Raw genomic sequence first — 13,902 nt, 5'->3', positions numbered from 1 at the left:
CGTTAATCCATGTCAAGGAAACTGCGTAGTTGCTCGGAACGCGAAGGATGACGGAGTTTGCGCAATGCCTTGGCTTCGATCTGACGAATACGCTCGCGGGTCACGTCGAACTGCTTGCCCACTTCTTCCAAGGTGTGGTCGGTATTCATATCAATTCCGAAACGCATCCGCAAGACTTTCGCTTCTCTAGCCGTCAATCCGGCCAACACTTGCTGAGTCGTTTCGCGCAAGCTTGCGACGGTCGCATGCTCGATCGGAGACATCACCCGAGAATCCTCGATGAAATCACCCAAATGCGAGTCCTCATCATCGCCGATGGGGGTTTCCATGGAAATGGGTTCCTTGGCGATCTTTAGAACCTTGCGAACCTTATCTTCGGGCATATCCATGCGGACCGCCAGTTCTTCCGGCGTCGCTTCCCGTCCCATTTCCTGCAACATCTGACGCGAGATACGGTTCAGTTTATTGATCGTCTCGATCATGTGCACCGGAATTCGGATGGTGCGCGCCTGATCGGCAATCGAACGCGTAATCGCCTGGCGAATCCACCACGTTGCATAGGTGGAAAACTTGTAACCGCGTCGATATTCGAATTTATCGACCGCCTTCATGAGGCCGATGTTTCCTTCCTGGATCAAATCGAGGAACTGCAATCCCCGATTGGTATATTTTTTGGCAATGGAAATGACCAAACGCAAATTGGCTTCGATCATCTCCTTTTTGGCGAGACGTGCCTGGCTCTCGCCAACAGAGACGCGCCGATTGATTTCTTTAATGTCGGCGATCGACAGTTGATTATCTTTTTCTATCTGCGCCAGTTTGCTTTGCGCACGCCTCACCTCGTCGGCATAAGAAGCCAATATCTCACCATAGCGCGCCCCCAACAGTTTCTGAAACCAATCGGGATTGCTTTCGTTACCGGCGAAAGAGGCGATGAATTCTGCGCGCGGCATTTTTGCTTTGACGACGCAGATATCCTGAATAATCCGCTCCTGCTCCCGAATCTTCTCGACCGCACTGTGCAACAGATCGGTCAACTCCTTGAAAAACTGGGGCGTTTTCTTGAACTCCATGAAACTTTCCGCAAGAGAGTCGAACGCTTTCTGCGTACGTTCATGGTGATAACCGTGCTTGTGATGTGCATTGACAGCAGCTTTGTGCTGCTTGTTGAAAAGCTCGAGCTTCTCTCTAACGAGTTCCGGGTCAGGCCCACTCTCGGTTTCATCGAGAATTTCGGTGTCGGCCTCTTCATCCAGCAAGACCTCTTCCGACTGGGCTGCCGGATCGAAAAAGTCGGAAATCAAGTCCGACAACCGAGCCTCTCCTTTTTCGACAGCATCGAAGGCCCTGATAAAATGATCCATCGCAGCTGGAAAACGAACCAACTCATTCGCCGCTTGGTTCAGTCCTTCCTCGATGCGCTTGGCGATGCTCAGCTCACCTTCGCGGGTCAGCAGCTCGACCGTTCCCATCTCACGCATGTACATACGTACGGGATCTGTGGTCCTGCCCAATTCGGCATCAACGGAGGAAGCAAGTGCCGCAGCGACTTCCGCCGCTTCGTCCTCATCTTCCTCGGTAACAACGGCAGGTTCGGGAATCAAATCTGCATCCGGCACATCCTCGTGCACCTCAATTCCCATATCATTGATCATGCAGATGATGTCTTCCATCTGCTCCGGATCGACGATATCGCTGGGTAAGTGGTCATTCACCTCGGAAAAAGTGAGGTAACCTTGCATTTTACCTTTGGCGATAAGCTCTTTAAGCTGAGATTGCTGTTGTTCCAGATTCATCAACTGACCCGCGACTGCTGTATGCCCGCAAAACAATACAGTATATTAAAAGTTTGAGAAAACAGGAAACTTAAATTACCGGCCTCATTGACTCATGAGCACTCGCATTTCCTCCCGCTCTTCGGAACTGAGCTGCATTTTTTTCGATTTCTTGATGAGCTCATCCAAACGCTCCCGCTTGAGCTGATGACTGAAACGCATTAAAGCATCTGAGAACTCAGCTCGTATACCTTCCTTGGGCAACAAAGTATCCCACTCTATGAGGTTGGCGATAAAATTTTCCTCCGGCGCACCGCGAAAATGCTCCAGGATACCGCCGCTAGTCGAACCCGGATTTTCATCCAGAATCCGGAGCACCTTTTCGATTAAGTATCCATTCTTATTAACCGTACGCAGCTTACTACGCAGGTCAGCCCCAACCATGGCCGCAAGTTCTGGATTCTGGACCAGAAGCGCCAAAAGGATACGTGATGCAGAGGGCTGCACTCGGCCTCTTACGGATGCAACCCTTGATTCCGACGGTCCTACAAGCTTAGCCGATTTATCGGATGGTTCGACTACCCCATGCCCCGCAAGTTCCTCCAGACGTTTGTCGATCATCTCACGAAAAACACCAGCAGGTAACTTACCAATCAATGGTTTGGCTTTGTTAATCAAAGCGGCGCGTCCCTCTAAGGTGCCTAAATCAAGCCGACGCACCAAACACCTGAAGAAATAGTCAGAGAAAGGTAACGCGGTATCGAGACGGTTTAGGAAAGCATCCGCACCCTCCGATCGGACCAAGGAATCAGGATCTTGCCCCTCCGGCAAAACCAGAAATCGGATTTGCCGTCCGTCCCGTAAGAACGAAAGGCTTGCTTCGAGCGCTTTCCAGGCAGCCTTCTGTCCCGCAGAATCTCCGTCGAAACAAAAAACCAGTTCATCCGTATAACGGAAAAGCAGCTCGACATGATCAGCGGACGTAGCAGTTCCAAGCGTTGCAACCGAATTGGAAATGCCGTTTTGAGCCAAGGCGATCACATCCATATAGCCCTCGACCACGACGATGCGCTCCGGCCTCGGAGACTGCTTTAACAGCTCGTATAGTCCATATACTTCCTTGTGCTTTTTGAAAACGATAGTCTCGGGCGAATTGAGATATTTCGGCGTTTCGTCGCCCATCACCCGTCCGCCAAAGCCCACCACCCTGCCTCGGCGATCCCGAATGGGAAAGATAATACGATCCCTGAATCTGTCATAAGCCTTATCGTCTTTCATGATCATAAGACCCGCCGCCTCCAGCAGCTCCCGCGAAAACTCCGACGGTAGATTTTGCCACCCCGGAGGAGCATAACCCAAGCGATATCGCTGAGCGAGTTCGCCGCTGACCCCTCTGCGTTTCAAATATGTGATAGCTCGCGACGTTTCGGGATGGACTTTAAACTGGTGTGCATAGAATCGGGAAACAGCATCCTGCAGTTCGTAAATGGCCTTCGCCATCTTAGACTGCGGATCTACCGTCGCACTCTGGGCGTCTACCGGAATTTTCAACCCCGCCGACGCAGCGAGACTTTCCACCGCTTCGACAAAACTCAGATGGTCATAGCCCATCAGAAAATCAATGGCATTACCGTGTGCGCCGCAACCAAAGCAATGGTAAAACTGCTTATCGCGACTTACGGTAAAGCTGGGTGTTTTTTCACTATGAAAAGGACAACGAGCAGTAAAGTTGCTGCCGGCTTGCTTAAGCGGCACGCGCGCATCAACCAGATCGACCAGATCGATACGAGCGATCAGTTCTTGAATGAATTGACGGGGAATCTTGCCGGCCATCGTTTATACCGGCAGCTCAGTTCACGCTACGCCGTTCCTAAAAAACATCAAGACTACCGTGTCCTAGCCGCTTAACAGGCTTTTGACCCGCAAGCTAACCATCGACATATCGGCTCGCCCCTGCATTTTTGGCTTCAGCACGGCCATAACTTTGCCCATATCGCCGACTCCGGAAGCACCCGATTCCGCCAAAGCCTCCTTGATCAGAGACTCCACTTCCTCTTCGCTCAATGCTTGCGGCAAGTATTCCTGAATAACGCCAAGCTCCGCCTGTTCCGCAGCAACCAAATCATCCCGCCCTGCCGATTGAAATTGCGTGATGGATTCACGCCGCTGCTTGACCATCTTGTCCAGAACGGCAAGGACTTGCGCATCATCCAACTGAATCCGCTCGTCCACCTCGCGCTGCTTGATGGCGGCCATTATCAGCCGAATGACGCCCAGCCGATCTTTTTCTCCGGCTTTCATGGCGGCTTTCATATCCGCCTGGAGACGTTCTTTCAATACGCTCATCGAAAGGGGCTATCAGGTTTGCGGGCGCCCTTTGCGCAAATTCTGCAGAGCAAACCGTTCGCGGGAAAGCTTTTTCAGATGCCGCTTCACTGCTGCAGCCGCTTTGCGCTTACGTTCCTCGGTCGGTTTCTCGTAGAATTCGCGGCGGCGCACTTCGGAAAGAATACCGGCCTTCTCGCAGGCACGTTTAAAACGACGGATAGCAATTTCAAAGGGCTCGTTTTCTCTAAGCTTAATCGACGGCATGTAGCTTCCCAAGATTGATGACTAAAATGACGAAATTCCCGAGGCAGGATTACCCCGCCAACTTAAAAGTGCTAATTATACTCACTACAGAGCGCAAGGTAAAAGTCAATTTGTATGTACGTACTCGGCATTGAAACATCCTGCGATGAAACGGGCGTGGCGATCTATCACGCCACCAAGGGACTTTTGGCCCATCGCCTGTATAGTCAGGTAAAAACTCATGCGGAGTATGGAGGCGTAGTACCCGAACTGGCCTCCCGTGATCACATCAAAAAACTGGTTCCGCTGATTCGGCAAGTAATCGCAGACGCCCGCATTTCCAAACGGCAAATCGACGGAATCGCTTATACAGCCGGCCCGGGATTGATCGGCGCGCTCCTGGTAGGCGCTTCCGTCGCCCGCAGCCTAGCATGGGCATGGGAAATTCCATCGATAGGGGTACATCACATGGAAGGCCATTTGCTCGCGCCCTTAATGGAGTCCGACCCACCCGATTTTCCGTTTATCGCGCTCCTCGTTTCCGGTGGCCACACCCAGCTCGTCGAGGTAGAAGGCATCGGCCTGTATCACATTTTGGGAGAATCGGTGGACGATGCCGCCGGGGAAGCCTTCGACAAAACCGCCAAGATGCTTGATCTGGGCTATCCAGGAGGTCCCGCGATCGCAGAATTGGCCGAGGAAGGCGACGACCATCGGTTTGAATTCCCTCGCCCCATGACCGATCGGCCAGGTCTCGATTTCAGCTTCAGCGGCCTTAAAACGCATACGTTACAAACATTCGCATCCACCGCCAAAACTCGACAGGATAAAGCGGACATTGCCAAGGCATTCCAGGATGCGGTGGTCGATACACTGGCGATCAAATGCCGGCGGGCGCTCAAGGAAAGCGGGCTCACCCGCTTAGTGGTCGCGGGCGGAGTCAGCGCCAACCGATCTATGCGCGACAAACTTCAGCACATGGCTAGCGAAGAAAACTGCCGGGTTTATTTTCCGCGACTCGAATTTTGCGGCGATAACGGCGCCATGATCGCATTTGCCGGCTGCCAGAGACTGCTCGCCGGCCAAACGGAGCCCCCCGAGATCAACGCTCTTCCGCGGTGGCCCTTAAGCAAGTTAGCACCGCTCGCCCTATCGCAAGAGTCAACAGCCTAAACAAGCGGCAATTCTGAAACCGTCAGGCTTTACGCCCGATCCGCGCTTCCTGTCCATGACGCAAACGCTCGATATTTCCCCGATGCCGCCAAATCAGAAACAAGACCATCACGACCGAGGCGCCAATCAACGCCTCGGAACCGGTCAAAAGCCAAACGTAGACGGGTGCCAGAACGGACGCAGCCAAAGCCGCAAGCGACGAGATACGCGAGACGAAAGCAATCGCAATCCACGTCAATAGAGCAGCCAAGCCTACCATCCATGAAAATCCCAAGAGCACCCCCAAGGCTGTAGCAACGCCTTTGCCGCCCTTAAACTGGAAAAATACCGGGTAAAGATGGCCAAAAAATGCCGCCAACCCCACCAAAGCGATCACAAGCAGGTCAGCGTCAAAAGCCTTGGCCAACAAGATCGGAACCAACCCCTTGGCGGCATCTCCTAACAAGGTAATCGCGGCTGCTTTTTTACCACCCAACCGCAGCACATTGGTCGCACCGGGGTTTTTCGAGCCCTGTTCTCGGGGATCGGGAAGGCGAAACAATCGGCTTACGATTACCGCACTGGATAGCGAGCCTAGGAAATAGGCCAAAGGAACTAAAAACCACACCGCCATGCGCTTATTATGTATCCTGGTTGCCAGTTTTGTAATTTTTATGTTACCAATTCGCGAAATAGCGAAAACCGGTCGGATTGACGATGGACATTATATTTCTACGCGGCCTTGAGATCGAGACGGTGATCGGCATCTACGATTGGGAGAGAAAGATCAAGCAAACCATCCTGATCGATTTGGAAATGGGTACCGACATCCGCGAGGCGGCGGCATCGGACAATATCGAACACACGCTCGACTACAAAGCGGTGTCCAAACGCATCATTTCTTTCGTGGAAGAAAGCGACTTCTTTCTCGTGGAAACTCTAGCCGAGAAGGTCGCTCAAATCGTTATCGATGAATTTGATGTGCCGTGGCTTAGGTTGACGCTAAACAAGAAGGGCGCGATCCGTAAAGCCAGCGATGTCGGAATCATTATCGAAAGAGGAGATAAACGAAAATATGCCTGATGTTTTCCTGAGCATCGGCAGCAATATCGAAAGAGAAAAGCACATTCCTTCCGCTTTGAAAGAGCTGGAAGAGCGTGTCGGCTCGTTGACTGTCTCCGGCGTTTACGAAAGCGAAGCGGTAGGCTTCGAAGGCGCTCGCTTTTACAACTTGGTAGCGGCCTTTTCCACCGAACTCCCGGTATCCGAGATCGCAAAGATCCTGAGCGAGATCGAAAACAATCATGGGCGTACACGAGATTGCAAAAAGTTCTCCTCGCGTACCCTCGATATCGATTTGATTCTTTACGGCGACGAGGTGCTCCAAGAAGGAAAGCTTACATTGCCGCGCGAGGACATCACCCGTTACGCCTTCGTATTGGAGCCGCTCGCGGAGATCGCGCCGAATCGAAAGCATCCGGTGATCGGCGAGACCTACGCCGAGCTGTGGGCCAAATTCGACAAGACTAGCGTCAACCAGTGGCGGGTGGGCTCGGTTTCGGATATCAGCTGAATAAACTCCTCCCGCCATCCACGACCAGCATCTGCCCGGTCACGTACGGCGCATCATCGACCAGAAACAATACCGCTTTCGCGATATCCGAAGCCTCCCCGGCGCGTTTCATAGGAATACGCGCCAAGATTTCAGCTTTCTTCGCGGGATCGGCGTCGTGCTCGGGCCATAGAATGGCGCCCGGCGCGACGCCATTGACTCGAATTTCCGGCGCCAACTCTTTGGCAAGAGCGCGGGTCATCGTCGCCAATCCGGCCTTGGCGAGACTGTAGACCGAATATTTCTCGATAGGATGATCGGCGTAAATGTCGCCGATGTTGATGATGCAACCCTTACGGTCGCGTAGATAGGGAACGGCCGACTGAGCCAGGAAAAACGGCGCCTTGAGGTTGCTGCCCAAGAGGTCGTTCCATTGAACCTCAGTGATCGCTCCAAACGGCGTAGGATAGAAACCGGAAGCGTTATTCACCAACACGTCCAAACCACCCCAAAACGCCGCCGCCTGCCGAACGAGTTCGGTCAGTCTTCCCGTTTCAAGCAGATCGCCCTGCAACAAACGAACCGAGTTCGCTCGCACGGCATTGAGCTCGTTGGCTAAAGCCTCGGCATCGGTCGCCGATCGGTGATAATGCAGCACGATGTTGTATCCGGCCGCATGCAGCCGACGCACGATTTCAGCGCCGATGCGGCGAGCCGCGCCAGTGACGAGCGCCGATTTCACCATACAATTCCCCTTGACTCCCACAGCCTCTACGAGTGATTGCTTTCGAATTGCGCGAACCACTGCCCCGCCCCCAACGGCGAGGTCGGATCGTAATACAAGGACACCAGCTTCAAGTGTCCAAACGGCCCCAATTCCGGTCCCGGCAGCAAAGTACGGAACGCCTCCCCACCCATCAACTGATGGGTGATGGTTTGAAACAGGCGCGCCAGACGTCCGTTCCGCACCATCGTATCCAACATATGGGGTCCGGCGATAAGGTAAATGGTTCGGTAACCTAGCTCGCCCAGCCTGCGCGTTAGCACGTCGCCCTCCACCATTCTGCCCTTTCCCGCCAGAATCACCTCGTAACCTTGCTTGCGCCAATAGTCCAGCTTTGCGGGGTCCGCCTGTTCTCCCGTAGCGATATAACAGGCTTGACGATGTTCTTTGATGGATGCCGGCATCGGAAAATCCAGACTGGCGCTCGCGATAATGATCGCCGGCTGAGGGCTCAGCCCCTGCTCCTCGCGCCACTTCGCGAGATCGCGAGTCGTATCCGTCAAACCGACTTGCAGAATGTTTCCCAAGCGCTTCTGCGCCAGTGAACGGAGATACCCGCCGTGAGTGATTAGGCAATCCGCCTGGCACTCCAGCTCCAGAAACAACCGAAAATCATCCGGCGTGGTCAGGCTTTTCGGAAGGTAAGTCTGACCGCTCGAATCCTCCAGCGCGATCCGCCCGTCCAGGCTGGTAAGGAAATTGGCATAGACGAACGGCGAGTCGGGCGTGCCCTGCCGGTGCAGATTCAGTTGTAGATAAAGTCCTTCTAGAACGACTTCTTCAAAGGGTGGGGGAAACAGACGAAAAACTTTCTTGGTCATTTAAAGAAAGGTGCCGTGTATAGATGCCTCGCACTGAAACGGAAGCAATTTTCGCATGCTCGATACAAAACGTCCGGAATTTCCACATGTCGAATTTCATGACGATCGAAAGTATCGCTATCCTTCGGATAAAGCCGACCGGCCCGTCGCACTCGGCAATACTGGATTGCTGCGGTATCCGTCCGCTTTGAGTCAAGATCCTTCGCCCCGATTAAAGCTGGCCGAGGAGGATTGATATGCTAAAATGCCGCGAAAATTATCACAGTCATATTAATTCAAGCCGGTATTTCGCGGCTTTTGTTTTTTGAAGGGGCTCCCGATCTACCGCGGAGGCTTGGGCGGCAATCACAACTCCCATCGGTCCGGCCCGAAGAAGAGGTTTTTAGCTTTAGCTTGGGAAGGAAAAAATACGCATGAAAATAGATCTTATATTGGCGAAGACGTTCAAGTTCGTCGTATTCGTGTTGTTTACCTTTATGACGCTCGTCTACTTCGGCGTCATGCTGCTGTTGCCGCTGGACATACTGACCCAGATTGTTCGAATTTTCCACGGCATTGGCCTGCCGACCGTTCTCGCCGCCGGACTCGGTATCTCGGCCTTGGGCTACATCGGTTATCTCGTTTCGCGCATGCCGGAACTTTACAGACTCGTCGTCGACATCGGCGTGCAACTGATCTCTTTCGGATACAGCCAAATTCAGCGCTTCGATCCGCTCATCGATTCGGGAAAGCAGACCGAGACCGGTACCGCTTAAGGAACGTCGGTTCGTACGATTACGCCATGCATTTCTAGCAAGCGATCGACCGGCAACCAACCCTGACAAAAACCCCGCAATGCGGGGTTTTTCCTTTGCACCTTCCGATGCTGTAACCTATTGGGTCAGCTGCTGTACCTCTCTCTACTCCGTTGACCCGTTTCTGCGCTATGTCTCGATACGACAAAGATACCTTGCTCTCAGATTGGCGGCAGCGCGCCCTGAGCTTCCAGCAAGAAATCGGAAACGCCGTAATCGGCCTCGATCACGCCATCCGCCAAATCACGCTAGCGATTTTCTCCCGCGGCCACGTCATGCTGGAAGGCGACGTCGGAGTGGGTAAAACGACTTTACTTAGAGCAGTCGCTAGGGGACTGGGCGGCGCTTACGAACGAATCGAGGGCACCATCGACCTGATGCCCAACGATCTCATTTACCATACCTATATCAACGAGGTAGGCAGGCCGCAGGTCGATCCGGGCCCCATCCTCAAGAACGGCGAGCAGCTTTCCGTTTTCTTCTTCAACGAGGTGAACCGGGCCCGCCCTCAAGTGCATTCATTACTGTTGCGGGTCATGGCCGAACGCAGCATAACGGCCTTCAACCGAGAGTATTTTTTCCCGCACCTCCTGGTTTTCGCCGATCGCAATCGGGTCGAGAAGGAAGAAACCTTCGAAATTCCCTCGGCGGCACGCGATCGTTTCCTGATGGAACTGCACATCGAAACGCCACAGGACCCGGCTATGCAGCGTGCCTTGATGTTTGACCCCCGGTTTCACGACACCGATCGGCTGATAGAGGACGTACAGCCAGGCGTTCTGCCCTACCGCGACATTGCGGATATCGCCCGTGTCATTCAAGTCGAGATCAAGGCCAGCGACGCATTGCAACAATACGCGCTCGATCTCTGGCAGGCGACTCGGCGACCTCAGGATTACGGCATCAAAATGGACGGCGTGGACATGCGGCAATTGGTCCTGGCCGGCGCCAGCCCCAGGGGAATGAGCATGATGATGCGGGCGGCCCGGGTCTCGGCTTGGCTGAATGATCGGACCAGCCTGATCCCCGAGGACATTCGGCAGGTCTTCGTAGACACCACCGCTCACCGGGTCTTCTTCAATCCGGTTTATGAACTTCGCCGAAGCGATCTGGTCGGTGAACTCATGAGCGGTATTCTGCAACGCGTCGCGGCGCCTTGATCCCCGAGTTTCACTATCACGTTAATTGGCGCTCACCGGGTGTCCATCCCGGCCACCACCGTAGTGCACGGCAGGGCGGCGGCTACGAATTCGCCGGTCATACGCTATTAACATCCAATCCGGACCCGCGAAATCTGGATATACGCGCCACACTGCACGATCCTTTCGAGCAGCTCATGGTGCGAACTTTTCGCCAAAGGAGCGCGATTCCCGTTTATGTAGTCGCCGACCTTTCGGCATCGATGGGTTTCCGGGGCACGAGATCGAAGACCGAACTGTTGGCCGAATTCACCGCTTCGGTGGCCTATACCGCCTACCGCACCGGCGACTTCTTCGGCTTTATCGGCTGCGACAGCACGATACTCCAGGACATGCTCCTGCCGCTGCGCTGGCATAAAGGCGCCGCGCCGGAACTGTTGGAGAACCTCAAGAACCTCCGCCCTCGGGGCAGATCCTCCGACGGGCTGAACGAGGTCGTACCGTATCTCGGGAAACGGAAAGCCTTAGTATTTCTCGTTTCGGATTTTCATTTAACCCTGGATCGCCTCGATACACTGCTCAAGGCCCTGGTCCGCCATGATGTGGTGCCGGTGGTTTTATGGAACAGCGCCGAATTCGATCGGCTACCTTCGTGGAGTCTCGTTAATTTCGAAGACCCCGAGACCGGTGCCCGGCGGCGATTGCTCATGCGGCCCGCGCTACGAGAGAAGATCCGGGCGTCGTTCGAGAAGCGGCGCGACGAACTGGGGCAGATATTCGCGCTTCATGGTCGAGAGCCGTTCTTCCTGATCGACCGTTTCGACCCGGACGAGCTAACCCGTTATTTTTATCGAACCTGAACGATGCGCCCGATGTTTAAACTGCTTTTCGGCTTGAGCCCGGCGCTTCTACTGGCCCCTGCCCTCGCCTGCTCCGCCGAATTGACGCCTCGCATCGAGCCGTCGATACCGCGGAATTTCGGCTATGTCATGGGAGACCTGATCGATTATCACGTCCTCATCACGGTACCCGAAAGCTATGCTTTGGAGACCGAATATCTGCCCAAGCCCGGCGCGCTCGATGAATGGCTGGATCTCCGCACCGTCAGTTGGACCAAGACTAACGCGAAAGACGTAGCCCATTACCGACTGCGGCTGACCTATCAGGTGTTCAAAGGCGTACGGCAACCGGAAAAATTGACCATCCCGTCACTGCCGGTCCGTTTTCAGGGACAAGCCCCGCTAGAAGCGCGAACGCCGCCGTGGTATATCACGATCGCACCGATCATTCCGCCCGACATTGCAGACGAAAAAGTCGAAATCCGCGAATCCGTGGTACCGGAGCCGCTTCCGATCCTGTCACACCGCCTGAGGCTTATCGCCTATCTCGCCGGAACCCTGGCCGTACTGCCGCTTCTCGCATGGCGTTACGGCAAGCTGCCGTTCTTTACAAAGACAGCCCCGCCGTTTGCGCGCACCATGCGCGATCTCAAGAAGCTCAGCCGTAAACCGGCCGATGCCGATGCGTACCGGACCGCGATCAAGCTCCTGCACCGAGCCTTGGACGACACCGCCGGTTTTCGTCTGTTTGCCGGGGAATTGGAATCCTTCCTGGCAGACCATCCGGCCTTCGCCGAGCTTCGAGACGAGCTTAACCATTTCTTCGCCCTGTCCCGGCAAGTCTTTTTCACCGCCCCCGATGCACCGATACCAGCGGATTCCCTGTTTTCCCGGCTTGAAGCCTTATGCCGCCAGTGTGTCCTTGCTGAACGGAGGAGTGTTTGAACATCGGGCTTTCCGCACCTTGGGCACTGATTCTCGGCATTACCGCCCTGATTCCTTTATTAAAACGCGGGCAAACCGCGATTTCCTATCCCTCCATCTCGATGCTCCCGAGCGATCCGCTGTCGACGATGCTCGATCGACTGCTGCGGTCTAGCGCCGCCGCTGCAGCGCTTAGTCTCAGCCTGGGCATCGCGGGTCCTTACTTGCATGAGCAATGGGTGGAAAGAGTCGGGACCGGGGCCCACATCGTGCTTCTGCTCGATAGGAGCAGCAGCATGAACGAGAATTTCTCCGGCAGCTATATGGGCGGTCGCGCGCAGGAAACCAAAGGCGCCATAGCCCGCAAGCTGCTGGCCGAATTCGTCGCCCGACGGGAGCACGATCTGTTCGCCATGATCGATTTTTCGGCTGCACCAATCTACGTCATGCCTTTCACTCAAGATCGGCCGGCGATCTTAGCGGCTATCGAAGCGACCAGCGGTCGCGGTCACGGAGTAACCAACATCGCGCCCGGATTGGCGATGGCGCTCGATTTTTACAGCGGAAAGCCGTTCACCGGGTCCCGAATCGTTCTGCTGGTCTCGGACGGAGCGGCGCGCATCGAAGAGGAAACCCGCGACCAGCTACGGCAATGGTTTCAGGAAACGCAGGCGACCCTTTACTGGATTTACCTCCGAAATCCAAGGAGCGGACGCCTTTCGGAGAAGCCGGTCAATCCGGGCGAAAGCACGACGCCGGAATATTTTCTACATCAATATTTCCAAAACCTTGGCGTCCCCTATCGGGCTTTCGAGGCGGAAAATCCGGAAGCGCTGCAGCGCGCAATTCTAGAGGTCGAGCAGTTGGAAAATCTTCCGCTGCACTACCTGGAAAAACTGCCGCGAAGGGACATCTCCGGCTACTGCTATGCCGCTGCTCTCGCATTTCTGGCACTGCTCCTGAGCGCCAAAGCATTGGAGGTGAAGTCGTGGCCCGTTTGATGCGAATGTGGCGCTCGCCGATGCTGATCTGGGGTCTTCTGGCAGCCCTCCTGGCCGGAGTCGTTTACGAAAGTTATGCCGTTTTCCGAATCGCCCGCCAAAACACTCTAATCTCCCAGCCGGAAAGGGTCGAGGTCGACGACAAAACACCGCCCGTTCTGGTACTCGCCAAAGCCCATCGGCTCGAACGATCGGGCGAGACGCAGGAAGCCCTGCGCCTTTACACCACCATTCTCGAACGCGGCGACGAGCACCTTCGCGAGCAGGTTCATTACAATCTTGGAACACTGTATCTTCGAGAGGCCGCCCAACTGTGGAACGCCAAAGGCGTATTGGAATATGTCCGTGTCAACACGCTGGTCGCCCTGGCCAAGGAACAGTTGCAGAAGACTCTTCGGTTGAATCCGGCTAACTGGGATGCCCGTTTCAATCTCGAATACGCACATAGGATTACCCCGCCGGCCAAGGAGCGGGAAAAGGCGGATTGGCACGGAGCGAAACCCAGTGTATTCGCTACCGTGCCCACGATTCCGGGTGGTGCGCCGTGAGG

At 54.7% G+C, this 13,902-nt stretch carries 16 protein-coding genes; 9 read left to right on the top strand and 7 right to left on the bottom strand.

The genetic code is table 11. The features are described from left to right. Nucleotides 1-2: 2 nt before the first annotated feature. The 4 genes from rpoD to rpsU form a co-directional block, all read right to left on the bottom strand. Nucleotides 3-1,796, bottom strand: coding sequence for an RNA polymerase sigma factor RpoD (gene rpoD / locus ACWJJK_RS03265; RefSeq protein ID WP_077728427.1), 1,794 nt, complete (start codon nucleotides 1,794-1,796; stop codon nucleotides 3-5). 84 nt (nucleotides 1,797-1,880) lie between these two features. Further along, nucleotides 1,881-3,608 (bottom strand): DNA primase, encoded by a 1,728-nt coding sequence (gene dnaG / locus ACWJJK_RS03260; RefSeq protein WP_077728428.1) that lies wholly within the window; start codon nucleotides 3,606-3,608, stop codon nucleotides 1,881-1,883. Between the two features lie 63 nt (nucleotides 3,609-3,671). Continuing rightward, nucleotides 3,672-4,121, bottom strand: a complete 450-nt coding sequence (locus ACWJJK_RS03255; RefSeq protein ID WP_077728429.1) for a GatB/YqeY domain-containing protein — start codon at nucleotides 4,119-4,121, stop codon at nucleotides 3,672-3,674. Nucleotides 4,122-4,133: 12 nt separating this feature from the next. Further along, the gene (gene rpsU, locus ACWJJK_RS03250) at nucleotides 4,134-4,367 is read right to left on the bottom strand and encodes a 30S ribosomal protein S21 (protein ID WP_026609693.1); all 234 of its coding nucleotides are present in this window, start codon (nucleotides 4,365-4,367) and stop codon (nucleotides 4,134-4,136) included. A gap of 114 nt (nucleotides 4,368-4,481) precedes the next feature. On the opposite strand from rpsU, the gene tsaD reads away from it, so the two are divergent. Then, nucleotides 4,482-5,519: a tRNA (adenosine(37)-N6)-threonylcarbamoyltransferase complex transferase subunit TsaD gene (gene tsaD / locus ACWJJK_RS03245; RefSeq protein ID WP_454128638.1), complete on the top strand. Its 1,038-nt coding sequence runs from the start codon at nucleotides 4,482-4,484 to the stop codon at nucleotides 5,517-5,519. Nucleotides 5,520-5,541: 22 nt separating this feature from the next. On the opposite strand, the gene plsY is transcribed toward tsaD, so the two are convergent. After that, entirely contained in the window at nucleotides 5,542-6,132 is a 591-nt protein-coding gene (plsY, locus tag ACWJJK_RS03240) for a glycerol-3-phosphate 1-O-acyltransferase PlsY (protein WP_077728431.1), read from the bottom strand. 83 nt (nucleotides 6,133-6,215) lie between these two features. Here plsY and folB point away from each other — a divergent pair, with 83 nt between their 5' ends. Beyond that, nucleotides 6,216-6,581, top strand: coding sequence for a dihydroneopterin aldolase (gene folB / locus ACWJJK_RS03235; protein ID WP_077728432.1), 366 nt, complete (start codon nucleotides 6,216-6,218; stop codon nucleotides 6,579-6,581). Next, the gene (gene folK / locus ACWJJK_RS03230; RefSeq protein WP_454128637.1) at nucleotides 6,574-7,071 is read left to right on the top strand and encodes a 2-amino-4-hydroxy-6-hydroxymethyldihydropteridine diphosphokinase; all 498 of its coding nucleotides are present in this window, start codon (nucleotides 6,574-6,576) and stop codon (nucleotides 7,069-7,071) included. Before folB ends, folK begins: the two co-directional genes overlap by 8 nt. Here the strand turns inward: folK and ACWJJK_RS03225 are convergent. Then, complete coding sequence (locus tag ACWJJK_RS03225) at nucleotides 7,064-7,795, bottom strand: pteridine reductase (RefSeq protein ID WP_156880244.1); 732 nt, start codon at nucleotides 7,793-7,795, stop codon at nucleotides 7,064-7,066. The two genes, folK and ACWJJK_RS03225, sit on opposite strands and share 8 nt — an antisense overlap. Nucleotides 7,796-7,821: 26 nt before the next feature. After that, nucleotides 7,822-8,655, bottom strand: coding sequence for a RibD family protein (locus ACWJJK_RS03220; protein ID WP_077728435.1), 834 nt, complete (start codon nucleotides 8,653-8,655; stop codon nucleotides 7,822-7,824). Nucleotides 8,656-9,068: 413 nt separating this feature from the next. Between ACWJJK_RS03220 and ACWJJK_RS03215 the strand changes: the two genes are divergently transcribed. The 6 genes from ACWJJK_RS03215 (at nucleotide 9,069) to ACWJJK_RS03190 (ending at nucleotide 13,900) form a co-directional block, all read left to right on the top strand. Then, nucleotides 9,069-9,410, top strand: a complete 342-nt coding sequence (locus ACWJJK_RS03215) for a hypothetical protein (RefSeq protein ID WP_077728437.1) — start codon at nucleotides 9,069-9,071, stop codon at nucleotides 9,408-9,410. Between the two features lie 170 nt (nucleotides 9,411-9,580). Beyond that, a complete protein-coding gene (locus ACWJJK_RS03210) occupies nucleotides 9,581-10,609 on the top strand; it encodes an AAA family ATPase (protein WP_077728438.1) in 1,029 nt (342 codons plus the stop codon). Further along, complete coding sequence (locus tag ACWJJK_RS03205; protein WP_156880246.1) at nucleotides 10,606-11,448, top strand: DUF58 domain-containing protein; 843 nt, start codon at nucleotides 10,606-10,608, stop codon at nucleotides 11,446-11,448. The genes ACWJJK_RS03210 and ACWJJK_RS03205 overlap by 4 nt, the downstream gene beginning before the upstream one ends. Nucleotides 11,449-11,460: 12 nt before the next feature. Continuing rightward, nucleotides 11,461-12,372 carry a hypothetical protein gene (locus ACWJJK_RS03200; protein ID WP_156880248.1) on the top strand — a complete coding sequence of 304 codons (912 nt, stop codon included), beginning with the start codon at nucleotides 11,461-11,463 and terminating at the stop codon, nucleotides 12,370-12,372. Continuing rightward, nucleotides 12,369-13,352: a vWA domain-containing protein gene (locus ACWJJK_RS03195; protein WP_156880250.1), complete on the top strand. Its 984-nt coding sequence runs from the start codon at nucleotides 12,369-12,371 to the stop codon at nucleotides 13,350-13,352. Before ACWJJK_RS03200 ends, ACWJJK_RS03195 begins: the two co-directional genes overlap by 4 nt. Further along, nucleotides 13,340-13,900, top strand: coding sequence for an MxaK protein (locus tag ACWJJK_RS03190; RefSeq protein ID WP_143735051.1), 561 nt, complete (start codon nucleotides 13,340-13,342; stop codon nucleotides 13,898-13,900). The genes ACWJJK_RS03195 and ACWJJK_RS03190 overlap by 13 nt, the downstream gene beginning before the upstream one ends. The last annotated feature ends 2 nt before the right edge of the window (nucleotides 13,901-13,902 follow it).

This window comes from Methylocaldum gracile (assembly GCF_053646815.1).
Note: the sequence above shows the minus strand (reverse complement) of the source record. Positions and strands in the feature narration are given on the sequence as shown.

Excerpts from the sequence above, each read along its gene's own strand:
- ACWJJK_RS03225 (WP_156880244.1), bottom strand. The coding sequence starts at position 7,795 with ATGGTGAAATCGGCGCTCGTCACTGGCGCGGCTCGCCGCATCGGCGCT.
- folB (WP_077728432.1), top strand. The coding sequence starts at position 6,216 with ATGGACATTATATTTCTACGCGGCCTTGAGATCGAGACGGTGATCGGC.
- ACWJJK_RS03200 (WP_156880248.1), top strand. The coding sequence starts at position 11,461 with ATGTTTAAACTGCTTTTCGGCTTGAGCCCGGCGCTTCTACTGGCCCCT.
- dnaG (WP_077728428.1), bottom strand. The coding sequence starts at position 3,608 with ATGGCCGGCAAGATTCCCCGTCAATTCATTCAAGAACTGATCGCTCGT.
- plsY (WP_077728431.1), bottom strand. The coding sequence starts at position 6,132 with ATGGCGGTGTGGTTTTTAGTTCCTTTGGCCTATTTCCTAGGCTCGCTA.
- ACWJJK_RS03255 (WP_077728429.1), bottom strand. The coding sequence starts at position 4,121 with ATGAGCGTATTGAAAGAACGTCTCCAGGCGGATATGAAAGCCGCCATG.
- folK (WP_454128637.1), top strand. The coding sequence starts at position 6,574 with ATGCCTGATGTTTTCCTGAGCATCGGCAGCAATATCGAAAGAGAAAAG.
- ACWJJK_RS03220 (WP_077728435.1), bottom strand. The coding sequence starts at position 8,655 with ATGACCAAGAAAGTTTTTCGTCTGTTTCCCCCACCCTTTGAAGAAGTC.
- tsaD (WP_454128638.1), top strand. The coding sequence starts at position 4,482 with ATGTACGTACTCGGCATTGAAACATCCTGCGATGAAACGGGCGTGGCG.
- rpsU (WP_026609693.1), bottom strand. The coding sequence starts at position 4,367 with ATGCCGTCGATTAAGCTTAGAGAAAACGAGCCCTTTGAAATTGCTATC.
- ACWJJK_RS03210 (WP_077728438.1), top strand. The coding sequence starts at position 9,581 with ATGTCTCGATACGACAAAGATACCTTGCTCTCAGATTGGCGGCAGCGC.
- rpoD (WP_077728427.1), bottom strand. The coding sequence starts at position 1,796 with ATGAATCTGGAACAACAGCAATCTCAGCTTAAAGAGCTTATCGCCAAA.
- ACWJJK_RS03215 (WP_077728437.1), top strand. The coding sequence starts at position 9,069 with ATGAAAATAGATCTTATATTGGCGAAGACGTTCAAGTTCGTCGTATTC.